We start from the raw sequence: 23,080 nt of genomic DNA, 5'->3' as shown, positions 1-23,080 counted from the left end.
GGTTTATTATATTATTTTGGAGGTGGCTTTGTTGCTTCTTTTATTTGACGTGGGAAATACTCACACAGTTGCTGGATTTACTGAAAATGGGACGGATTTCTTAAAATGGAGACTTTCGACTCACAGATTTGAGACAGAAGACGAATTGTTCGTAATTCTAAAAACGCTCCTTGAAAACCACGATATAAAGTCAAAACAGATTAGATCAGTTGTTATAGCATCGGTCGTACCATCTGTGAACTACATATTTCAACGATTTTCCGAAAAATATCTTCAAGCGAGGTATTTTTGGCTTGAGGCAACTGACGGGTTAGATATTAAATGGAACGTAAAGAATCCATCAGAAATAGGCGCAGATAGAGTTGCAAATGTTCTTGGAGCGAGTTTGACTTGCGATGATGCAATCATCCTGGATGCGGGGACTGCTATAACTATTGATGTTTTGAAAAACAAATCTTATGAAGGCGGTGCGATATTACCTGGATTAATGACAGCAGCCTATTCTTTGTTTGAAAAAACAGCAAAATTACCGCAAGTTGACCTGCATGTACCTGTTAACTGTGTTGGTAAAGATACTCCAGACAATATAAGAATAGGAATCGTGAAAGGAACAGCTTACGCTTTGAATGGTTTGGTAAGTGATGTGAAAAAATACTTCAATATGAACCCTAAAATTTTTCTAACAGGCGGTCAGAGCAAAGTCATAGAAAAACTGGTTCGTCACGATATCAAAGATCCGGACCTAACTTTAAAGGGTATGTATGTTTACTGGAGGAGAAAATGCGTGTCCTGCTTATAAATCCATGGATCCACGATTTTGCGGCATATGATTTCTGGTTAAAACCAATCGGTTTACTTTATGTTGGAGCCGCTCTGAAGCAAATTGGCATTGATGTATATTTGATAGATCTTCTCAACAGGCACGACCCTGATTTGAGCAAGTTCATTTCTCAAAAACCCGACAAAAAGTTCGGAACAGGAAAGTTTCACTCTGAACAAATCGATAAACCACTTTTGCTGAAAAATATTCCGCGCAAATACAAAAGATACGGTGCTCCTGTGGAATATTTTCTCTGCAAACTTGAAGAAATAGGCAGAGTGGATGCTATTTTCGTTACGTCATCGTTGACTTACTGGTGGCCGGGTGTTGCCGAAACCATAAAATATATAAAACAAATTTTTCCGAAAACTCCGGTAGTACTTGGAGGGCTTTATGCCAGATTATACACTGACCACGCTAAAAAGAATACCAACGCAGATTTTATTTTTGACAAAGATCTTTCGAACCTTCCACATCTGATTAATCAACTGTTTGGAAAAACTATCGGTGTTTCTATGAAAAAATGGTTTGAAGAACTCGATCCAGCATACGAGCTTTATAAAAAAGTTGGATATTTAGTTTTTCTTACTTCTCTTGGATGCCCGTATTCCTGTACTTATTGTATTTCATCAAAATTGTGGAAAAAATTTGTTCAAAGGGACCCTCAAAAAGTGGTTGCTGCAATAAAAAGATACGTAGATCTTTTCCAGGTAAAAAACATCGTTTTCTTTGACGATGCAATCCTAATCAACAAAGAAAGACACTTCATGAAATTACTCAAATTGCTTATAAAGGAACAATTAAAGGTTAATTATCATCTCCCCAACGGTCTTCATGCACGATTACTCGATGAAGAAACCGCGAAATTGATGAAGGAAGCAGGATTCAAAACTATTAAACTCGGGTATGAGACAAGTGGAAATTTGCAAAAAGAAACAGGTGGAAAGGTTTATGATGAGGAACTTGTAAGAGCAGCAGAGATACTGCTGAAAGCCGGTTTCACAAAAGAGGATGTCCAGGCATACATTATGGTGAATATGCCAGATCAAAAAGAAGACGATGTATTAAAAGCTATAGAGATTTGCAAGCAGGTCGGAATATCTGTCTCAATTAACGAATATACACCAATATATGGTTCGCTTGACTGGTTCAAACTCGTTGATCAGGGAGCCATAGATGAAAAAATAGACCCTGTAATGTTGAACAACACAGTGCTACCTTACTGGTTCAAAAATAATATGGACTTCCAGGCCGTTCAACGCCTGAAAGCCCTTGCACACAGTAATTAATTATTCTTTTTTGGTTACCTTTGAGGCTATCAACCCCACTCCTGGTTCATAACCTTTCGCAATTGATATCTCATTGGCGACTTTTTGAAAAATAGCCATAACTGGAATACAGGAAAGTTCTTCAATCAAGCCGTCTGGCGTTGAAATTGTTCGCTGGAATGAAACATTTTCATCAGTTATACACCAGACCTTTTGATAAAATGAGAGATCACCTATCAAATCAAAAGTGAGCTTTGACGTTCTTCCGTGCTGTGCAACCACAGTTATTAAAGGATCTGTTACGAGCAATTCCATAGGCCCATGCCTGAAGCCAGCCCCACTGTAAACAACGCTGCTGACCTTTGCAATTTCAGCCAGAGTTAGTTGAGCCATTTTCAACACAGGAACTGCAAAACCACGGCCAACGAGTATGACACTCTTACTGTCTAACATATCCTTGGCGTACAGGCTAACATCAATTTCAAGAGCTTTACTCAAAGCTTCTGGCAATTTTTCGAAAGGTAGTTCGTCACCAGTCCACGTTTCAGCTATCAATAAAAGAGTTACAATAGTATTAATAAAGGTTTTTGAAGACCCCATTGCCCTTTCATGGCCGGCATAAATTGGAAACAGTCTTGATGCTTCAAAAGCACTGGCATTGAAACTATTTTCGTTGTTTGTGACAAGAACACATCTATTAAGTTTGTCGTTAAAGAGATCTACAAATCTTGTCAATTCAGCAGTTTCTCCCGATTGGCTGATCAGAAAAATCGTGTCAAAAAATTCGAGTAAATCTGGATTGGCATACCATATGAACTCGGACAATTCAACTGAAACAGCGTTGATTCCTTTCAAGCGAAGATATACTGTTGCATAAATGGAAGCATAATGAGAAGCTCCCATACCAAGAAAAAGGATATTTTCATGTGTTAATCTACCAGCTTTGGATCTAATTTCTTTCTTCTTTGAAAGGAGATCCTTAATTGCCTCTGGCTGTTCAAACATGTCTTTTAGAAAGATCGATTCCATTCTTTAAAAGCCCCCTTCAATAATTTCGCTTTTATTTATAACACGAAAATTTAAAAACTCTTCAGACAAAAGGCAAACAAATTGTGTAAAATACATATGAAGGAACAGAGAAAAGGAGTGTGAAATTGTGCCCAGATTAAGAGTATACGAGCTAGCCAAAAAACTTAATATGTCTACAAAAGATTTGTTGCAGGAACTTGAAGAACTTGGTCTGAATGTCAAAAATCACATGAGTTATATAGATGAAGAAACAGTTGGTTTGCTACTCGAAATATTTGAAGAGGAAGAAGAAACGGCTGCAAAGGCAAAAGCGGCAAAGCCAAAAAAGGAAAAAGAAGAATTAGAGGAGATTTTCCAGGAAGTTGTTTTGAAGCCCGAAGATCTGCAACTTAACACACTTGCCGTTAAAATAGGGGTTCCGTTGAACAGGATCATACAGGATATGTTTGTTAAGGGTATAGTACTTAAACCAACGCAGCAGATAGACGAAAAAACCGCGAAAGATATAGCAAAAATATATGGTTACCGTGCAAAATTCTACCAACCTGAAGAAGAAATCAGCGAATTGGAAACTATAGAAAATGAACTTGAAAGATTAGAAAAATATTTCGAAACATTGTACGAAACCCACAAAGATGAGCTATCCATAAGACCTCCCGTAGTAACTGTTATGGGGCACGTCGACCATGGCAAAACCACACTCCTTGATAAAATCAGAAGGACAAGAGTTGCAGAAAAAGAGGTCGGAGGTATCACCCAATCAATAGGTGCTTACCAGGTGGTTCACAAAGGAAAAAAGATTACTTTTATAGATACACCCGGCCATGAACTGTTCACAGAAATGAGAGCAAAAGGAGCTCAAGCCACGGATATAGTTGTCCTTGTTGTAGCAGCAGACGACGGTGTCATGCCGCAAACAATAGAGGCTTATAATCACGCCAAAGTTGCGAATGTTCCTGTTATTGTAGCAATAAACAAAATCGATAAACCAAATGCAAACATCGAAGCGACCAAAAGACAACTGGTAGACAAACTAAATATCATCCCTGAAGATTGGGGAGGAGATACGATTACTGTTCCCATATCAGCCCGAACAGGCCATGGAATCGATGAACTTCTGGAGATGATATTGCTCGTTGCAGAATTAAGAGAAATCAAATGTTACCCGAAAGGACCTGCTCGTTGTGTAATCATTGAATCAAAGCTCGATAGATCTCTCGGACCTGTCGCAAATGTCATAGTAAAGGATGGAGAATTGAGAGTTGGCGATTATTTAGTGGCAGGTCCAACGTATTGCAAAGTCAGGATTTTAATAGATGATAAGGGAAAGTCAATTAAAATAGCAGAACCATCTCAACCAGTTATGATAGTTGGCTTCGAGGAAGTCCCGGATATCCGCTATTCTATATATGCGGTCGAAAGTCTCGAAAGTGCCCGTACAGTTACTCAGCAACTTAAAGAAAGGCTTGAGAGAGATAAAATGGCAAAACGAAGGGTTCGACTGGAAGAATTACTGAAGATGATGGAAGAATCAGAAAAAAAAGAACTCAATCTGGTTCTGAAAGCAGATACCTTTGGATCTCTAAGTGCAGTTCAAAACGCCATAGCTTCACTGAAAAGCGAAGAAATAAAAATCAATATTGTTCATTCCGGAGTTGGAACAGTGAATAATAGCGATGTAATGCTGGCATCTGCGAGCAATGGAATCATAGTCGGTTTTAGAGTAAAGGTAGATGCTCAGGCGAGAAAAACAGCAGAAAATGAAGGTATACAGATCAAAACATATGAAATAATCTACGACTTACTTGACAACATGAAATTAGCACTTGAAGGCATGCTCAAACCTGAAACAGTTGAAGAACTCGTTGGTAGAGGAGAGATCAGAAAAATCTTTGACATAAAGAAAGTCGGCAAAATAGCGGGAGTTCAGCTTCTTGAAGGTCATGTTTCTAAGGATTGCATAGTCAAAGTTTATAGAAATGGCACGTTTCTTTTCAGTGATCAAATAGATAGTCTGAAGCACTACAAGGAAGACGTGGATAAAGTCAGCGCGCCACAGGAATGTGGTCTAAAGCTCAAATCAAATGAAGATCTTAGAGAAAACGATGAACTGGAGTTTTACGAACAGCACCAGGTTCAAAAAAAATTGTGAGTCCTTATTGAGGATAATTTTCGCACTGCCTGCAAACTCCATAAACTATCAATTCTGTTCTTTCTGCCTTTCCAGGCAGATCTGCTTTTATTTCGTATGGGATATCGTATATTCTTCCACACACCTTGCATACAAAATGCCCGTGGTTGCTTGTGTCTATATCGTATATAGTCAGGCTGTCATCTATAGCGATTCTTTTTACTGAACCAATTTGCTCCAGAGTGTGCAAGGTATTATAGACTGTTGTGAAGGAAACACTTCCCACTCTCGAGAGCACATGCTCATATATCTGTTGGGCTGTTGGATGAATTCTGTTGCTGTCCAGAAATTTCAGTATTTCCACCCGCTGAGGAGTTATTTTCAAACCATAAGTTTTAAGAAGCTCTACTATCTGATCCAAAGACATTTCAACATGCCTCCAGTTGTTTGTTTATATTATACCATTATTTTGTTTCACACAAGAAATTGATATAATCAGCTTGGGAGGAGATCACAGTATCTTTATCTGATGAATTACTCAAAATAAGAGAAGAAGCAAAAGATCTTGTAGAAGAAAGGTTCAGACAATTCAAAAATCTCGGTCTTAATGGGACCGAAGAAGAACTTTTCAGTGAGCTCAGTTTTTGCGTTTTGACCGCGAACTGGACCGCTCAGGGCGGAATTAAAGCCCAGAAGTTAATTGGAAAAGCTGGTTTTATTCATTTGGATGAAGACGAACTTTCAAAAAAACTCTCAGAACTCGGCCACAGGTTTCCAAAGGCGAGGGCTTCATACATAATCAAGAACCGCAAAATCATTGGTCAATTGAAACAACTGACAACTATCGATCCATTCGAAGCACGTGAATGGTTGGTCAACAATGCAATCGGAATTGGCTATAAGGAAGCCAGTCATTTTCTAAGAAACACTGGCGTTGAAAAACTGGCAATTTTGGACAGGCATGTCTTATCACTTATGCATAGATACAATATAATAGAAGAAATTCCAAAGACACTCACCAAAAAACGATATCTGATCTTTGAAAGACTCCTGAGTTTTGAGGCAGAAAAATTCGGTGAAAGCCCGGGAAAATTCGATCTTTATCTCTGGTTTTTCGTGAAAAAAAAGGTTGAAAAGTAGGAGGTGTAGGAATTGGTTAGAGTAAGATTTGCACCAAGCCCAACCGGCTATCTCCATGTTGGAGGAGCAAGAACAGCCCTTTTTAATTATCTTTTTGCAAAACATCATGGCGGAAAGTTCATTCTGAGAATAGAAGATACAGACATAGCACGTTCAGAAGGAATTTTCGAAGAAAATCTTATGAAGACACTTCAATGGTTAGGACTAAATTGGGATGAAGGACCAGATATAGGAGGATCTTTCGGCCCATACAGGCAAAGTGAGCGATTGAATATATACGAAGAATATGCAAAAAAACTAATTGCCCTTGACAAAGCCTATGAAGTATTTGCCTATCCCGAAGAAATAGAAGAGATAAGAGAAAAACTGCTTTCGAAAGGGCTGACCCCCCATTATGACCGCACAATCTTCGAACCATTCGCTACAAAAGAACGCAAAAGAGAATATGAAGAGAAAGGATTAAAACCAGCTATATATTTTTCAATGCCAAGAAAGGCCTTTATTCACAATGATCTGGTAAAAGGCACCGTGCAATTTTCTGAAGGTTCTGTGGGAGACTTTGCTATACTGAGAAGCAATGGGATACCAACTTACAATTTTGCCTGCGTTGTTGACGATATGCTCATGCAAATAACGCATGTCATACGTGGGGACGATCACTTGCCAAATACTGTGAAACAACTCGCGCTATATGAAGCCTTTTCTGCCAGACCCCCTGAAATTGGACATGTTTCGACAATTCTCGGGCCGGATGGAAAGAAATTGAGTAAGAGGCATGGTGCAACCTCAATCGAAGAACTCAGAGAAAGAGGATACCTGCCTCAAGCCGTTGTTAATTATCTTGCCCTGCTTGGATGGTCTTCACCAGATGCAAAAGAAATAATGTCCATGCAGGAAATGATTGAAAGATTCTCCATAGATAGACTTAGCAAAAATCCGGCCATTTTTGACCCAGCAAAACTCAGCTGGATGAACGGCCAATACATAAGATCTACAAACGAAGAGGAACTGGAGCAACTTTTAAAACCTTTGCTGGAAAAATGGAATTTCATACCCAGGAATCAGGATTGGTTACGCAGAGTAATAATTGCTGTTAAGGATAGACTCCACACTCTGGAAGATTTTCAACATGTTGCAGATTTCTTCTTTGTGAAGCCAGAGATAAAAACGGAAACGGAATATCAAATAAAGTGTGCCATGCTCGAATGTGCCGACAAACTTGAAAGCCTTGACCGTTCTGATAAAAATTCTATTGTGGAAGTATTCAGGTCAACAATAAAAAAACAAAAGGTGAGTGCGAAAGAATTTTACAGCACGTTGAGATATGTTCTGACTGGTAAACACGAAGGACCAGAGCTTGTGGATATTGTTTTTCTCTTAGGTCCTAATGAAGTGGCAGCAAGAATCAAATCAATTTTGGGGTGAGAATATGCGCTTTTACAATACTCTAAGTAAACACATTGAGGAATTCAAAGAAAATGAACCAGGTATTGTAAGGATGTATGTTTGCGGGCCAACAGTATATGGACTTATCCATATAGGCAATGCAAGGCCGATGGTGGTTTTTGATGCGCTCAGGAGATATTTAGAATACAGAGGTTACAGAGTTATAATGGTTCAAAACTTCACCGACATTGATGACAAAATAATAAATAAGTCAATCGAGTTTTCTGTAGACTTCAAAGACATTTCAGAAACATTCATAGCTGAGTACTGGCGAGATTCGATGGCCCTGGGCGTTAGAGCGCCGAACTTTTCTCCAAAGACATCGGATTTTGTCCCAGAGATAATCAACGCCATCCAAAATTTAATAGCAAAGAATCATGCGTATGTTGTTGACGGAGATGTCTATTTCAGTGTAAGGAGCTTTCCTCGTTACGGAGAATTATCTCATCGATCAATTGACGAATTGAAAGCCGGGGCGAGAATTGACCTGAATGAGAAAAAACGTGACCCACTCGACTTTGCTTTGTGGAAATCAGCAAAGCCAGGCGAACCGTACTGGAAAAGTCCCTGGGGTAACGGCAGACCCGGATGGCATATTGAGTGTTCCGTCATGTCGACGAAATTACTTGGTACAACCCTTGATATTCACGCAGGAGGAGAAGATCTTATATTTCCACACCATGAAAATGAGAAAGCCCAAAGCGAAGCCCTGACTGGTAAAACCTTTGTCAAATACTGGTTGCATAACGGAATGATCAAATACACCGGCGATAAAATGAGCAAATCTACTGGAAACATTTTTTTGCTGAGGGAAGCTTTGAAAAAATATGGTGCAGACGCACTGAAAATTTTCTTTCTTTCCAAGCACTACAGAAGTCCTATAGAATTTTCTGAAAAGGCCCTATCGAGTGCGGCCAAGGCAGCTACACGAATAAATGAAACATTTTTAAGATTTGAATCTGAATTTTCATTTGCAATCCCAAAACAAGATTCCTGGATTAATGAAAAAAGATCGATTTTCATTGATTCGCTCGATGATGACTTTAACACACCAAGAGCCCTGGCACTTATTTTCGAGCTGGTAAACAGCCTCAACAGAGCAATGGATGACGGGAATGAAAGAGATGCTTTGAAAATATATCATCTTTTGAGAAGGGAGTTTTGTCCCGTACTCGGCTTGTTCGATCTTCCCGAAAGGGCCGATAACAGATCAATTGAAGAATTAGTCAAAATTCTAATTGATGTGAGGGCAGAGTTGAGGGCAAAAAAGCAGTATGAACTTTCAGATATGATACGCTCAAAGCTCAGGAAAGTTGGAATCGAATTGAAAGATATGCCGCAGGGAACAACTTATACTTTTATCAAGGAGGTGTAACTATGTGGGATCATTTAAAAGTAACCGATTCAGAAGTTCACGATTTACTCATAGGAGAACTGAAAAGGCAGGAATATGGATTAGAATTAATTGCTTCAGAAAATTTCGCATCAGTTGCTGTTATGGAAGCTATGGGAAGCATCCTGACAAACAAATATGCTGAAGGGTATCCTGCAAAACGCTATTATGGTGGATGTGAATGGGTAGATAAAATAGAAGACCTTGCAAGAGAAAGGGCCAAGCAGCTTTTCAAAGTCAAATATGCCAATGTTCAGCCACACTCTGGTTCCCAGGCGAACATGGCTGCCTACCTTTCAATTGCAGAGCCCGGAGATGTTCTAATGGGTATGAGCCTTTCTCATGGTGGTCATTTAACTCATGGAGCAAGCGTTAATTTCTCAGGCAAACTGTTCAAAGTAATACAGTATGGGGTAAATCCAGAAACCGAGATGATAAATTATGATGAAGTCAGAAGTATGGCCCTTCAATATAAGCCAAAGATAATCGTAGCAGGAGGAAGTGCTTATTCGAGAATTATAGATTTTAAGAAATTTCGCGAAATAGCTGACGAAGCTGGTGCTTACCTTGTGGTTGATATGGCACATTTTGCTGGTTTAGTTGCTGCAGGATTATATCCCAACCCCGCTGAATATGCTCACATAGTTACTTCCACTACCCACAAAACTTTAAGAGGGCCTCGGGGTGGATTGATATTAACAAATGATGCAGAAATCTACAAAGCCGTTAACAAGACCGTTTTTCCCGGGACACAGGGTGGGCCATTGATGCATGTTATTGCCGCTAAAGCTGTGTGTTTTAAAGAAGCTATGAGCTCTGGTTTTGTGGAGTACCAAAAACAGGTAATTGCCAATGCAAAAACGCTGGCAAATGAACTTTCCAGCATGGGTTTACGGATAGTCTCAGGCGGTACCGATACTCATCTCATGCTGGTGGATCTGACTCCATTAAACGTGACGGGTAAAGCAGCAGAAAAAGCTCTTGAAAAATGTGGCGTAACAGTAAACAAAAACACTATTCCAAATGAAACGCGATCTCCTTTTGTAGCCAGCGGTATCAGAATCGGCACTCCGGCTGTTACAACGCGTGGTATGAGAGAAAAAGAAATGAAAAAAATAGCAGAGCTTATATTTGAGGTCCTGAAAAATGTGCTTGACGAAGAGGGAAATATACCCCCTCATATTCAAGCGAATGTGCAAATGGCCGTTAAAAAATTGTGCGAGGAGTTTCCGCTTTATGTAGATAAAATCATTATTTAGTTCATGTCAAGCGCATTTGGGAATAATTCAGAAGGCGTACCTCGCCTTCTGATTTTAGTGGGATAGTTTTGTGCTCGAGATCATGATAGGCAACAATATGCCTTATTGTTCTTGATCGGGATCTCATAACAATTGAATCTGTTATGGCTTTTCTTCTGTGAAATTTGACGCCAGAGAGAAATTCACCATTAGTTATACCTGTTGCTGCAAATATTGTATTTTCACCTACAAGCTCATCTGTAAAATACACTTTTTCTAAATCAAAACCTGTCTGTTGCAATTTCTCCTTTTCTTCATCATTTACAGGATGAGGTTTTATCTGTATTTCTCCACCGAGAGTTTTCAGAGCGGCTGCTGCTAAGATACCTTCCGGCGTTCCTCCAATACCAACATAGATATCTACAGATGATTCTGGCATAGCTGTTGCAATCGCAGCTGCTATATCTCCATCACTTATCAATTTGATTCTTGCCCCAAATTTTCTTATATCATCTATTAACCGTCTGTGTCTTTCTCTGTTCAGCACAACTACGGTTAACTCATTCACACTTATCCCAAGCGCCGCAGCAGCTACTTTCAGGTTTTCTCTGAGCGGCGAATTCAAATCAAGTTTTCCAGCAAGTTCCGGTCCTACAGCCAATTTCATCGAATAATACGTTGGAATAAAAGGTATATGCCCTTTTTCACAAGCTGCGACAACACTTATGGCATTTGGCAAACCGTATGCGACAAGCTTTGTCCCATCAACAGGATCGACAGCTATGTCGAGTTCAGGCGAATCTTTCGACCAATTTCCAACTTTTTCCCCAATATAAAGCATGGGGGCTTTATCTTTCTCCCCTTCCCCTATCACAACAGTTCCTTTGACATCTATATAATCGAACATACCACGCATTGCATCTACAGCCGCTTTATCAACAGCTATGACATCTCCACGCCCAAGCTGCAAACTCGAAACTATTGCTGCTGCTTCGGTAACCCTAACCAATTCAAGTGTTATTTCCCTCTCGAAATCCACGGCCTTTCCTCCCTTCAACTTTCAACAGATCCAAAACATAATCGACAACATAATCAAACTCAACTTCAGACTGAGTCTCAGTGAGCAAATTTTTCACCTGAACGGTCGACTGGGCCAACTCATTCTCTCCTATTATTATTGCTAAAATAGCCCCAAGTTTGTCTGCATGCTTTAATTGCGCCTTTAAAGATCTTGAATTAACATCACTTATCACTGGTATCTTACACAACCTGAGACCTTGCGCGATCTGAAAAGCCTTTACCCGTGCTTGCTTACCAATAGAAGCTATATAAACATCACAGTATGGAGGCTTTGGAATCTCGATCTCCTCAGCTTTTACAGCTAAAATTAATCTTTCTATGCCAGATGCAAATCCAAGGGAGGGTATATCATGGCCACCAAGCTCTTTACACAATCCATCATATCTTCCGCCAGCCAGTATGGTACTCTGAGCCCCAAGTGATTCGTGTTTTATTTCAAAAACTGTACGTGTGTAATAATCCAGTCCTCTCACTAAACTGCTATCTTCATGGAAATAAACACGAAGATCTGTGAGCATTTGTTTGATGCTCTCGTAATGATCTCTACAATGATCACACAGGTAATCTGAAATTTTTGGGGCCTGTTTTGCTACATTAATGTCTACTTTGCAGTCAAGAAGCCTCATTATATTTGTCTCAAACCGCCTTTTGCAATCATCGCATATGTGGTCATAGTGATGTTCGTAGTAACTTCTGAGAGCTTCTTTATAAGCTCTTCTGCACTCCTGGCATCCTATGGAATTTATGTATATTTTGTATTTTTTCAGTTCGAGTGAATCCAGAAACATTTTAGCAAGCTGAATAGTTTCCACATCTGCTGCAGGATCAGCTGATCCTATCAATTCAATGCCAAACTGATGGAACTGCCTCAGCCTACCAGCCTGGGGTCTCTCATATCGAAACATCGGACCAAGATAGTAAAACCGCTGAGGTAATCCAAGGTTAATCATGGAATTTTCGAGAAATGCCCTTATTGTTGGAGCAGTACCTTCAGGCCTGAGAGTTATACTTCTTCCACCTTTATCAGTAAAGGTATACATTTCTTTCTGGACTATATCTGTTTCCTGGCCAACACTTCTGGCAAAAAGCTCCGTTTGCTCAAACACTGGAGTACGTATTTCTTTATAACCGAAAAGCAGAGCAACTTGAATTGCTCTTTGCTCAACAAAATACCAGTAAGGTATATCCTGTCCAAAGATATCCACTGTTCCTTTAACACGCTCGTATCTCACTCAAACCCTCCCAGATTCATAATACCACAGCATTCACCTGTTGAAGTACTTGCAGGCAATTTTCATCATTGAGAACTTCTTTCAACTGCTCAAAGGAAGAAAACGGTCTGTTAAGTATTATTTTGCTTGCACGTTTTTGACCTATTGTGGGAATCAATACCAGTTCTTCATAAGAAGCCTTATTAATATTTAAAGGGTACTTCACCGCTGTGAGCGAACGGGGCCCATGGTCTACAACCACTACATCTGAACAATCAAAAATTTTTCCTCCTACACCTATCAAAACAGGATAGCTCCCGAGTTGCCTTGCAAAAGTAATGGAACCTTCAGTGTACTCAGGGTATACAGACCTTATTACCGAACCTAAAGGAAATACTTTTTTTATCATTGGCAAATCTATTTCCTGCCTGATTTTTTCTTTGTATATCTTGAAAAGATTTCGATTAAATTTTAGTTTCCCCACCTTTGAATATCTCCAGAGAGCTGTTTTTGGTTCAATTATGACCTGACGTATATTTATTCTCCTTAGTAACAGACCTTTCTCCAAGATCGTTTTCAACCATTTTAGGTTTTCTTCAAAAGTTTGGTCCGTTTCACCCATAAGTCCATGAAGCAAATTTATACCCGGCAAAAGCTTTGGAATACCATCTGCCCTGAATTTTCCGATCTCATTCACAATCTCTATAGCACGAACAATATTTTCAGGATCGTTCATGATATTGTTCATTTTAAGTACCTTTACATCAAAACTTTCTACCCCGAAAGACAACACATCTCCCGATGTATTCCACTTAGCAATTGTTTCAAGAATTTCTGTGCATTCTCTTTCAAAATGTGTTATGAATGCAGGGTTTGCATTATCGTGGTGAAGAACTTTTATTTCAGGACAACTCTTCCAAATACCTTCATACAATTCTTTAAACGCTTCTTTGCAAGGCTTACCATCTTTTTCAAAATAGTAAGCCAGGATATTAGCAGTCCTGCCAAATCTGAAAGCAACACACCCATTTTTGTAAAGTTCTGTGATTTCTTCTAAAACATGCTGAACGGGCCTTGAAGTAAATCCAGGATAAAAAATAGGTTCTATGCAGAAGCTGCAATGAGTTCTTCTTTCGCATCCACGCGACAATTCGACTTCGCAAATGATATGAGGATATCTCGGATGCTGTTTGATAATAGAGGCTCCCCAGACGGCTGCGGTCTGAATAATCCTCCAGTCATTTCGAGGTATATTGGTTTCAAAAAGATAATTGTAAAGATCGATTGCCAGATCAGGGCCAAGTAAATAATCTGCATGAATAGGGGACTGGTATGCCCTTGATCCTCCCCTTTTCGCATAAAACAGCGAAAATGGCCCTGCAATCAATCGAATGCCTCTGCAATTTGAAAATATTCTTTGCATTTCTTTGAAATTGACAGGATTCCCACCAACATATTTTCCAGGTACTGCTACGCCGCCTACTAATAAAACAAGATCAAATGAAGACGAAAAATTCCACAAATTTTTAGCGCGGATTTGATCTATAGTCAGGTAAGTGACATCATAACCTTTTATCGTCAAAATACCGGCGGCATAGCGAACATAATGGCTTATGTAAGGTGGTACTCCAAAAGCAGCTGGCTCATCGACATAACCATCTATCAGGAGTGCCTTCTTAGACAAAGAAATCACCTTTGATTAGATTACTCAGAAGAAATAATTTGCTGTATTTGATCAAATACTTCTTCATCCTGGGTTATAACGTATATGTAATACCCATCGCCTTTGCATTGAATCATTTTTTCGTTTTGTTCGATGTTTATGTTTACTTCTCGAGAAGAATAAACCATTTTGAAAATAGAGCCAGATTTATGATTTGCCATTATTAGAACAACCTGCTCACTACCTATTTTCAACCTTGAAACAGTGTACCAGGAAACTGTCTTCAAGATTTCCTTAATCTCATTGGGCAAAGTTATTGAATTATCTGTAAGTTTTATATTGTACTTTCTGGCAATCTCATCGAAACTTTGATCAAGCGGCTGGATGTCTTCGTAAACCAATTCTGTCGTTATACCCTGAAAAATACGCGTTATCTTTTCAGGATAACCTTTGTCATTTATCGTAGCTGTGAAAAGACCGGAAGGAGAATCTATAGATATTCTGTATTTATTTTCTAATTTCTCCACTTTTGAAATTCCAATCTGCTTTAACTGCTTGATGAACAGATCTTCAAGATCCAGAATTTCCAAAGGAGACATGCGAAAATTATTAGCATGCCCCATGATAAAAGATCCAGAATGTTTCGCCCATATTAAAACCAGAGGGGACAGCACCTGAACGATTTTATCCTCGGGCCATCTGTAGACAATCTCAATTCGGCTTTTGTTACTTGCACCGTATTCTGTAACAATTCTCCGACCAAAATAAGAGCTGTTTAAAAAAAGTTCTACAAAAGACTGTCCAAGTGCAAAGGCGACGACAATTATAGCATAGGCAAATATCAAAACTTTTCTCATTCGTTATTCACCGCTCCTGAGAGATACTCAAAATCCATCTCCCACCAATTTTACCAAACTCAAGTAATCGAAAACTTCACTTACTGTAACCTGTTCTGACGGCAAAGATGGCTTTTTTTCAAATATCACATTTGTCATTACAAAGAGAAGTACCACCGCTGCAGAAATTGCTATGGCAAGCTGAGAAAAAATCCTTCTTTTCCTGTGCAATTTTGAAAAAACCCTGTCCTCGAGATTTTTACCCGGTTTGTACTCAAACCTGACTTTCATCAAATGGATAGTTTTAACATAAATTCCAAGACTCTGGCGGGTTTCCTCGTCAAGTTCTTCTTCATTTAATTCTCCATCAAGAAATTTTTGAAAAATCTCTTCATTCATTCATTCGCCCCCTCAAGCAACTTCCTCAACCTCTTACGAGCATAGTGCAAGCTGCTTTTAACACTTCCTACAGGTTTATCAATTACTTGACTAATTTCCTCATAACTCAAACCGTCTATATCTCTAAGTTTGATAAGCAATCTATCCTCAGGCGAAAGCTTCTCTATTAACTCCATAATTCTCTCATACTCGATTTCTCCTGCGGTCTCAAGGAAAGTATTTGATTCAGAAACAGGATGTGGTAGTGAACCTTCTTCGTCTTCTGCAAAATCGGTGAGTATTTCATTCCTTCTCTTGTAACGTGCAAGGTAATCTTTGCAAACATTTACTGAAATCTTGTAAATCCATGTTGATAACTTCGAATCTCCTTTGAATCTTTTTATTCCTTTAAAAATCCTCAGAATCACCTCTTGCACGACATCGTCAACATCATCTGCTCCAAGGTAAGTTCTTGCAACACTGCCAATCCTTCCTGCATATTCGTTGTAAAGTATTCTGTATGCCCAATTCTCTCCGCGCTTGAGTCCTCTGAGGAATTCTTCATCTCGCATCCTGCTCCTCCTAATTTGACACGATCAACTTTCAAAAAGTTCATGTGCGCAATATTGAAGATTGCAAGTGTAATTCTTTATCATCTTTAAAACACGTTCACCCACAGGATTCTTGACACCAGCAAGGTAATCAGCAACATGTAAATGCAGGCATTTTACTTTCGTCAGATCTCTTATACCTCCTGTACCAACCTCACTCAGCTTCGTCTTCACAAATTCATCTTTTGTAAAATTCATACGCCTTTTCTTGATCTCACTATGAGACTGTATATACCGCTCACGGAATATCAAATCTGTCATTATTAACTTTTCAAATTCCCTAATCCATCCCTTTTCTTCCAAACGAGAAATTTCCCTAACCAAAAAAGGACATGTAAGCCAGTAAAGAGTTGGAAAAGGTTTCCCCTCCACAACTGGAAATGTCTCGATGACAACAGGGAAACCATAAGTACACCTTTTCATAACTCTTCTCACATTACGAGGAAAACGCCCAATTTGCTTTTCAATAACTAACAAATCTTCACGGCAAATACCTTCCAACCGGCTTTCTCACCATCCATAAGAATCACAAATTCTTTGTTTTGAATCTCTCCAACTATCCTCTGTTCATCTTTTACAGGTATACCAGAAATTATCAAAACCGTTTCGCCTTTCTTGGAAACTTTATGAATTTGATTTAATAATTCAATTATGACCGGGGTTACTATGTTTGCAACTACTATATCATACTCCCCGTTCACCCCGTTGAGCAAATCGGAAACAATAACATCAACTTCAACATTATTTTCACGAACAAAACCCCGCGCTACTTCCACAGCAACAGGATCGTTATCCAGAGCTGTCACTTTTCTCGCTCCAAGTCTTTTTGCAATTATCGACAGGACTGCAGTACCACAGCCAACATCAAGTACAGAGCATGAATTTTTCAAATAACGTTCCAGAAATTCGGCACAAAGCATTGTAGTTGGATGATCCCCCGTTCCAAAAGCTGCAGATGGTCTCATCTTAATCACTATACCATCATCTACCTGGAATTTTCCTGTTGGATCTATCCACACTTTATTTAGAATTCTAAAGGGTTTCATAGCCAGATATCTAAACCAGTCTTTACTGTAAGTAATATTCTTTTTGAATATCTTCGCCTGTAAGCGAGTCACAACTTTATCGACAAACTCTTCGTTATCTGTGTAAAGGATTATTCTCTTTTCATCAGCTTCATTTTCAACAGCATAATTGAAAAAATCCTCGGAAATCAGCATTTCTTCTGCTAAATCAGTATCTTTTACCTCGAGATACCATTCAAATATTTTTTCCATCACATCTTTCCCTTAAGTTCATTTTTTATAAAATTTGGCAACACAAAGCAAGCTTTATGAAGTTCTTCATTATAATATTTCAATTTCTGGGACATATTTTTCGCATCATCGTACCTGAAATTTTCAACCGGATCAATGTTCTTTGATGCGAAAATATACAGCCAGTATCCAGATGGATATGTAGGTACAAATCCCTGATAAGCTTTGACTATCGGAAAAACGGAAGATATTCTCCTGTGAGTTATCTTTGTCCATCCGAAATCATATAAAGCATTCTCGGCCTGCACAGTTAAAATTCCATCTTCTCTCAATGCATCAAAACACGATTTGTAAAATTCTTGCGTGAAAAGATGGCCGCCTTCGCCCGCAGTGGGATCAGTCGAGTCAATAATTATAACATCAAACTCATTTTTAAAACGTTTTACATAATCCGCGCCATTCTCATAAGCGAACTCTGCCCTTTTGTCATCGAATGATTCGCTTGTTTTCAAATATTGCCTTGCTGCTTCAACAACCTGTTCATCTATTTCACATAAAACGGCTCTCTTAACTCCTGGATGTCTCAAAACTTCTCTTAATGTTCCACCATCGCCACCACCAACAATAAGAACAGAAACTGGATTTGGGTGAGAAAACATTGGAACATGAGCAAGCATTTCATGATACATAAACTCATCTGCATCCGTAGTCATTGTAATACCATCGAGTGCGAATACTCTACCAAGTGTTGGGTTGTCAAAAATGTCTATTCTCTGATACCGGGTTTGCTGAGAGTGCACCATATTGGATATCCTCATGAAAAGCCCTACATCGCCACCGGGAAAATAATCAAAAAACCACAGATGTTTTCCTGGTATCATTTTTTCAGGCACTGCAAACACCTCCTTTAATTGCTTTGTGGGGGGAATCTATAGGTATACCTATGGCGTTATAATCACCGCGAGTGTGCTCAACAACCTGAGTTCTTCTTGCCCCAAAAGCCTCTTTCAGATAATCAAAAGCTCTCCAGGGGTTAGTATCTTCTCCACATGTGAACAAATCAATGGCGGCATAACCATACTCGGGCCAGGTATGAATAGTGAGATGCGATTCCGATATGACAACAACTCCACTCACCCCGTAGGGGAGGAACCTATGAAAAGAACTACCTATAATTGTGGCTCCTGCTACTATAGCCGCATCCCTCATTTTTTGTTCCACAAACTGAACATCATCCAGTGTTCTTTGATCACAATCATAGAATTCCGCAATCAGGTGTCTTCCCAGGCTTTTTTTCACCATTAATCCCTCCCCATCAGTCAATTTCTATCCACAAGACTACGGCATCTTTCTTTTTGCTCGGATTTTTCAAAAAATGTTTTTTATCTGCTCGATAGTAAAAACAGTCTCCCTGAGCCAGCCTGTATCTAACACCATCGAGCCACAAATCAACTCTACCTTGCAATACATAGCCAAATTCATCTCCTTCATGATAACCCTCTTCCTCTGTTTGAGCTCCTGGAGCTAATGTAACAAGAGTGGGATCCACTTTCTTAGTTTCCACATCGCTCATAAGCAAATACGATGTAATACCTTCCGGTTCATCATAAACAGGAATTCTATCCTCTTTTTTGAAAACGATCTTTGCTTCTTCCTCTTCAGAGAAAAATGCTTTCAAATCAGTCCCGAGAGCACGCAATATTTTTTCAAGCGTGTCTACAGCAAGAGATGTTTTATTGCTCTCAAGTTGAGAGATAAAACTTCTGGAAAGATCCGTTCGCATAGCCAATTCTTCCTGAGTCAAGCCGCGGGACAATCTCAAACGCTTTATCTTTCCTCCAATATTCATCAAAACACCTCTTTTTCTTTGTAAAAGCCATTTCTCGAAATATTGTCCAGTATATTGATCACGATTCGTAAATTTACGTAGTCATTATAAGCACATATCCATCCCAAAGGTTATAAGAAATCGTTAAGACTTTTTTACAAAAATCCCGAAAAGCCGTACTACCAGCAGAACAAAGCCGTGTATTCATTTATAGACAAATGTTGTCAATTATCCTCAACAAATTAATCCTGTCGAGGTAAAAAACATCCGTTTTGTTTTTTTGCAGAGATGTTGTATATTATTACTGCCATGAAAATCAACGAAGATGAGCTGGCCATGTATCTTAGTAAAATTAAATCAAAAAAGACGAAGGATTCCAGAATCCCATGGGATGAGTATTTTATGAGAATATGCTATATAGTAAAAGAAAGATCAACGTGTACACACCGTAAAGTTGGCGCAGTCATAGTCAGGGAAAATCGAATACTTGCAACTGGTTACAACCAGCCCCCTTCTGCATTTCCCCATTGTGATTCAACCGGGTGCATCAGAGACCATTTAAGGATACCATCTGGACAGAATCAGGAAATTTGTTATGCGCTGCACGCAGAGCAAAATGCCCTGATGCAGGCAGCAAAATTTGGAATCTCTACAAATGGGGCCACTATGTATGTTACGACGAAACCATGTTCAGTATGTGCAAGATTACTGGTCAACGCTGGCATAACCCGTGTTGTATACGTACAGGAATACCCGGATCAGCTGACAGATTACTTCTTTGCAATGTGCGGTGTTTCGGCTGAAAAAATTCATATAAATGGAGATGGAGGTGAATTTTTTGAAAGTTGAGAGGCTTATCCCTTACCTTCGGGAAGGACGATGGCCAACCATATGGTGTCCCGGATGTGGAAACGGTATAATCCTGAAAGCTTTTCTGGAAGCTGTCGATGAACTCAAAATAAGAAGAGACAGGATGGCGGTTGTTTCAGGAATAGGATGCTCTTCAAGGGCAACAGGTTATATAGATTTCAACACTCTGCACACCCTCCACGGAAGGGCTATTGCCTTCGCAACAGGTGTAAAGCTTGCCAAACCAGATTTCAAAGTCGCAGTACTCGGCGGAGATGGGGATATTTTAGCAATAGGAGGAAACCATTTTTTACACGCTTGCAGGAGAAATATAGATCTGACCATTGTCGTATTTAACAACATGATCTATGGAATGACAGGAGGTCAGAACTCACCAACTACTCCATTAGAAAAAGTGGCTTCAACAGCTCCATTTGGAAATATTGAAAAACCACTTGATGTTGTGAAAGTTGCTACTGCAGCTGGAGCCACTTATGTGGCCAGAGCAACAGTTTATCACTATCCATTGCTGGTTAGATACATAATGAAAGCTCTAAAACACAGAGGAACATCTGTTGTTGAAGCCGTCACAAATTGCCACACTTATTATGGAAGATACAACAAAATCCCCAATGCTGCTAAAATGCTCGAGTATTTTAAAAACAACAGTGTAATGCTGGATAAATCAAAAAACATGTCACCAGAGGAACTTGAAAACAAAATAGTGATAGGTGAATTTCATGAAGAAGATAAGCCAACATTTCACGATTTGTACAAAAAAATTGCTGCAAAATTCATTAGTTAGGAGGTGAAACATTGCAACTCAATGACCCGCTTGCTATAAGAGTTGCAGGATCTGGAGGACAGGGAAACATATTAACAGGAAAGGTTCTGGCACAGGCAGCCATGCTGGAAAAGAAGTATGTTGTTCAAACGCAATCGTATGGTGCTCAGGTCCGTGGAGGCATCAGCCACTGTGATGTAATTATATGCGACGAATGGATAGATTTTCCCGAAGCTTCTCAATTTGACATCATGTATATAATGCATATCGATGCATTGAGGGCTTATCAAAAATTAATCAGGGCAAATGGTATAATCCTTATCGACTCAACATTTGTTGATTCTGTTCCATTTACAGTCCAGAGACTTACCAAGAAAATACTGATGATTCCACTGGAAAAATTGGCTGTAGAGAAGTTCAATGCAACGGTTGTCAGTAATATGATTGGCCTTGGTGCTCTGATAAAAGCCACTAAAATAGTGGGGTTGGAATCATTGATAAAAGCTATCCAGGATATGATTTCAGAGAGATATGTATCAATGAACATAGAGGCGATCAAATATGGATATGAGATCATCAGTAAAGAATTCAAAATCAGAAGTGAACGCAAAATCAGGACAATCGGATTTGAATAATTTGATAAAATCATTTATAAATGCAACAGAAGGATTGGTAGAAGCTTTCAAGCAAGAAAGAAATTTGAGATTACACTTTTTGATCGGTACTATAGTTCTTATTATCTCGTATTTTTTAGACCTATCAAACGAAGAAATTTTATGGCTTATTTTTGCTGTTTTCTCGGTTATTGGAATGGAACTGCTCAACACACTTGTTGAAGTTCTCATGGATCTTTACAGTGAAAATCATGATGTGCGTATCAAATTTGTTAAAGATGTCTCAGCTGGAATGGTTCTCTGGTATTCTTTGTTTGCCGTTACTGTTGGACTGATTATTCTGGGAAGGGCTATTTTCAACTGGAGAAACGACATTGGCAGGCTTTTTGCAGTACTTTTCGTTGTTGGACTACCATTAATTTCCATTTTGGGAGGGTTGAGAAAGCGTGCCAAGCGGAAAAATTAAAGTTGTGGTGGTTGATGACTCAGCTTTCATGAGAATGGTTTTAAAGGATATAATCGATTCTCAACATGATATGCAAGTTGTGGGTGTGGCAAAAGATGGCATTGAAGCACTTGAAATAATCAGAGAAAAACGACCTGATGTTGTAACCTTGGATGTCGAGATGCCAAAAATGAATGGCATAGAAACTCTCAAAAATATAATGGGGAAATTCCCAACACGTGTTATTATGGTCAGCAGCTTAACTGAAGAAGGAGCAGATATAACAATCACAGCGCTTTCAATTGGCGCTGTTGATTTTCTAACCAAGCCATCAGGCTCAACTTCTCTAAGTTTTCGCGAGGTTTCAGGTACTCTCATACAGAAAATTCGATCAGCAATGTCAGTTGATCCTGAAAAATTGACTGTAAAACCTTATGTTTCGAGAATAAAGACATCCAGCAAAATCTCTCTCTATGAAAGAGCCGTTGTTATAGGCGCATCCACCGGTGGCCCAAGATCACTGGACTACATAATCCCGGCATTGCCAGAAAACTTCCCAGCTCCGATATTTCTCGTGCAACATATGCCACCAATGTTTACAAAATCTCTTGCTATGCGACTGAACTCGCTTTCTAAATTATCTGTTAAAGAAGCAGAGGAATCTGAGGTGGTGAAAAAAGGAGTCGTCTATGTTGCTCCTGGAGATTTTCATATGGGTGTGAAAGCCGATGGAAATTCAGTAAAAATATTTCTGGACAAATCAGAGAAGATAAACAATGTAAGACCTGCTGTCGATTTCACTCTAAGTAAAGTCGCAGAAATATACCAATCAAACACAGTGGCTGTTATACTTACTGGGATGGGAAAAGATGGCACAAAGGGCGCATTTAAAGTAAAATACTACTCAGGAACTGTTATAGTTGAAGACGAATCTACGTGCGTTGTCTATGGCATGCCGAGGTCTGTTGTAGATGAGGGGTATGCTGATTTCGTTTTACCTGTTCATGAGATAGCAAACAAGTTGGTAGAGATTATTTGAATCTGCCGGAGGGGAGATGAG

General features: G+C 39.3%; 25 protein-coding genes. 12 read left to right on the top strand and 13 right to left on the bottom strand.

The genetic code is table 11. The annotated features are described in order from the left end of the window. Positions 1–31: 31 nt before the first annotated feature. On the top strand, positions 32–799 hold the full coding sequence (locus tag TLET_RS03935) for a type III pantothenate kinase (protein ID WP_028843319.1): 768 nt from the start codon (positions 32–34) through the stop codon (positions 797–799). After that, positions 781–2,109 (top strand): B12-binding domain-containing radical SAM protein, encoded by a 1,329-nt coding sequence (locus TLET_RS03930; RefSeq protein WP_012002817.1) that lies wholly within the window; start codon positions 781–783, stop codon positions 2,107–2,109. The genes TLET_RS03935 and TLET_RS03930 overlap by 19 nt, the downstream gene beginning before the upstream one ends. Here the strand turns inward: TLET_RS03930 and TLET_RS03925 are convergent, their stop codons facing one another. Next, on the bottom strand, positions 2,110–3,117 hold the full coding sequence (locus TLET_RS03925; RefSeq protein WP_012002816.1) for an SIS domain-containing protein: 1,008 nt from the start codon (positions 3,115–3,117) through the stop codon (positions 2,110–2,112). It abuts the gene before it with no gap. Positions 3,118–3,244: 127 nt separating this feature from the next. Here TLET_RS03925 and infB point away from each other — a divergent pair, with 127 nt between their 5' ends. Continuing rightward, positions 3,245–5,269 (top strand): translation initiation factor IF-2, encoded by a 2,025-nt coding sequence (gene infB / locus TLET_RS03920; protein ID WP_012002815.1) that lies wholly within the window; start codon positions 3,245–3,247, stop codon positions 5,267–5,269. Positions 5,270–5,273: 4 nt separating this feature from the next. Here the strand turns inward: infB and TLET_RS03915 are convergent, their stop codons facing one another. After that, positions 5,274–5,675 carry a Fur family transcriptional regulator gene (locus TLET_RS03915; RefSeq protein WP_012002814.1) on the bottom strand — a complete coding sequence of 134 codons (402 nt, stop codon included), beginning with the start codon at positions 5,673–5,675 and terminating at the stop codon, positions 5,274–5,276. 83 nt (positions 5,676–5,758) lie between these two features. Between TLET_RS03915 and TLET_RS03910 the strand changes: the two genes are divergently transcribed. Genes TLET_RS03910 through glyA form a run of 4 tightly spaced genes read left to right on the top strand, consistent with a single transcriptional unit; the run spans position 5,759 to position 10,486 of the window. Then, positions 5,759–6,388 (top strand): N-glycosylase/DNA lyase, encoded by a 630-nt coding sequence (locus tag TLET_RS03910; RefSeq protein WP_012002813.1) that lies wholly within the window; start codon positions 5,759–5,761, stop codon positions 6,386–6,388. Positions 6,389–6,400: 12 nt separating this feature from the next. Next, the gene (gltX, locus tag TLET_RS03905) at positions 6,401–7,813 is read left to right on the top strand and encodes a glutamate--tRNA ligase (RefSeq protein WP_012002812.1); all 1,413 of its coding nucleotides are present in this window, start codon (positions 6,401–6,403) and stop codon (positions 7,811–7,813) included. A 4-nt stretch (positions 7,814–7,817) separates the two neighbouring features. Next, positions 7,818–9,209 carry a cysteine--tRNA ligase gene (cysS, locus tag TLET_RS03900; RefSeq protein WP_012002811.1) on the top strand — a complete coding sequence of 464 codons (1,392 nt, stop codon included), beginning with the start codon at positions 7,818–7,820 and terminating at the stop codon, positions 9,207–9,209. Between the two features lie 2 nt (positions 9,210–9,211). Next, entirely contained in the window at positions 9,212–10,486 is a 1,275-nt protein-coding gene (glyA, locus tag TLET_RS03895; RefSeq protein WP_012002810.1) for a serine hydroxymethyltransferase, read from the top strand. A gap of 1 nt (position 10,487) precedes the next feature. On the opposite strand, the gene glpX is transcribed toward glyA, so the two are convergent. From glpX to TLET_RS03840, 11 genes are read right to left on the bottom strand one after another with little or no spacing between them, the layout of a single operon-like run. Further along, positions 10,488–11,504: a class II fructose-bisphosphatase gene (gene glpX / locus TLET_RS03890; protein WP_012002809.1), complete on the bottom strand. Its 1,017-nt coding sequence runs from the start codon at positions 11,502–11,504 to the stop codon at positions 10,488–10,490. After that, complete coding sequence (gene hisS / locus TLET_RS03885) at positions 11,476–12,777, bottom strand: histidine--tRNA ligase (protein WP_012002808.1); 1,302 nt, start codon at positions 12,775–12,777, stop codon at positions 11,476–11,478. Before hisS ends, glpX begins: the two co-directional genes overlap by 29 nt. Positions 12,778–12,793: 16 nt before the next feature. Continuing rightward, on the bottom strand, positions 12,794–14,449 hold the full coding sequence (locus tag TLET_RS03880; RefSeq protein ID WP_407635792.1) for a radical SAM protein: 1,656 nt from the start codon (positions 14,447–14,449) through the stop codon (positions 12,794–12,796). Positions 14,450–14,460: 11 nt separating this feature from the next. Then, positions 14,461–15,276 carry a hypothetical protein gene (locus TLET_RS03875; protein ID WP_012002806.1) on the bottom strand — a complete coding sequence of 272 codons (816 nt, stop codon included), beginning with the start codon at positions 15,274–15,276 and terminating at the stop codon, positions 14,461–14,463. 27 nt (positions 15,277–15,303) lie between these two features. After that, a complete protein-coding gene (locus TLET_RS03870; RefSeq protein WP_012002805.1) occupies positions 15,304–15,654 on the bottom strand; it encodes a hypothetical protein in 351 nt (116 codons plus the stop codon). Then, entirely contained in the window at positions 15,651–16,205 is a 555-nt protein-coding gene (locus tag TLET_RS03865) for an RNA polymerase sigma factor (RefSeq protein WP_012002804.1), read from the bottom strand. Before TLET_RS03865 ends, TLET_RS03870 begins: the two co-directional genes overlap by 4 nt. Positions 16,206–16,229: 24 nt before the next feature. Further along, entirely contained in the window at positions 16,230–16,667 is a 438-nt protein-coding gene (locus TLET_RS03860; protein WP_081430100.1) for a DUF501 domain-containing protein, read from the bottom strand. 47 nt (positions 16,668–16,714) lie between these two features. Beyond that, a complete protein-coding gene (locus tag TLET_RS03855; RefSeq protein ID WP_012002802.1) occupies positions 16,715–17,521 on the bottom strand; it encodes a 50S ribosomal protein L11 methyltransferase in 807 nt (268 codons plus the stop codon). Continuing rightward, entirely contained in the window at positions 17,521–18,381 is an 861-nt protein-coding gene (gene speE / locus TLET_RS03850) for a polyamine aminopropyltransferase (RefSeq protein ID WP_038051305.1), read from the bottom strand. The genes TLET_RS03855 and speE overlap by 1 nt, the downstream gene beginning before the upstream one ends. 4 nt (positions 18,382–18,385) lie before the next feature. Beyond that, positions 18,386–18,802 (bottom strand): adenosylmethionine decarboxylase, encoded by a 417-nt coding sequence (gene speD / locus TLET_RS03845; protein ID WP_012002800.1) that lies wholly within the window; start codon positions 18,800–18,802, stop codon positions 18,386–18,388. Positions 18,803–18,815: 13 nt separating this feature from the next. Beyond that, positions 18,816–19,349 carry a cupin domain-containing protein gene (locus TLET_RS03840; protein WP_012002799.1) on the bottom strand — a complete coding sequence of 178 codons (534 nt, stop codon included), beginning with the start codon at positions 19,347–19,349 and terminating at the stop codon, positions 18,816–18,818. A 267-nt stretch (positions 19,350–19,616) separates the two neighbouring features. Between TLET_RS03840 and TLET_RS03835 the strand changes: the two genes are divergently transcribed. The 5 genes from TLET_RS03835 to TLET_RS03815 are packed head-to-tail and all read left to right on the top strand — an operon-like array spanning position 19,617 to position 23,059. Then, on the top strand, positions 19,617–20,177 hold the full coding sequence (locus TLET_RS03835; RefSeq protein WP_012002798.1) for a deoxycytidylate deaminase: 561 nt from the start codon (positions 19,617–19,619) through the stop codon (positions 20,175–20,177). Then, entirely contained in the window at positions 20,167–20,982 is an 816-nt protein-coding gene (locus TLET_RS03830; protein ID WP_028843322.1) for a 2-oxoacid:ferredoxin oxidoreductase subunit beta, read from the top strand. The genes TLET_RS03835 and TLET_RS03830 overlap by 11 nt, the downstream gene beginning before the upstream one ends. A gap of 11 nt (positions 20,983–20,993) precedes the next feature. Beyond that, entirely contained in the window at positions 20,994–21,596 is a 603-nt protein-coding gene (locus tag TLET_RS03825; protein ID WP_012002796.1) for a 2-oxoacid:acceptor oxidoreductase family protein, read from the top strand. Between the two features lies 1 nt (position 21,597). Then, entirely contained in the window at positions 21,598–22,041 is a 444-nt protein-coding gene (locus TLET_RS03820; RefSeq protein WP_228369034.1) for a diacylglycerol kinase family protein, read from the top strand. Positions 22,042–22,069: 28 nt separating this feature from the next. Next, the gene (locus TLET_RS03815) at positions 22,070–23,059 is read left to right on the top strand and encodes a protein-glutamate methylesterase/protein-glutamine glutaminase (RefSeq protein WP_049753394.1); all 990 of its coding nucleotides are present in this window, start codon (positions 22,070–22,072) and stop codon (positions 23,057–23,059) included. Positions 23,060–23,080: the final 21 nt, after the last annotated feature.

The sequence above is a fragment of the Pseudothermotoga lettingae TMO genome, assembly GCF_000017865.1.
In the GTDB taxonomy this organism is placed as follows: domain Bacteria; phylum Thermotogota; class Thermotogae; order Thermotogales; family DSM-5069; genus Pseudothermotoga_B; species Pseudothermotoga_B elfii.
Note: the sequence above shows the minus strand (reverse complement) of the source record. Positions and strands in the feature narration are given on the sequence as shown.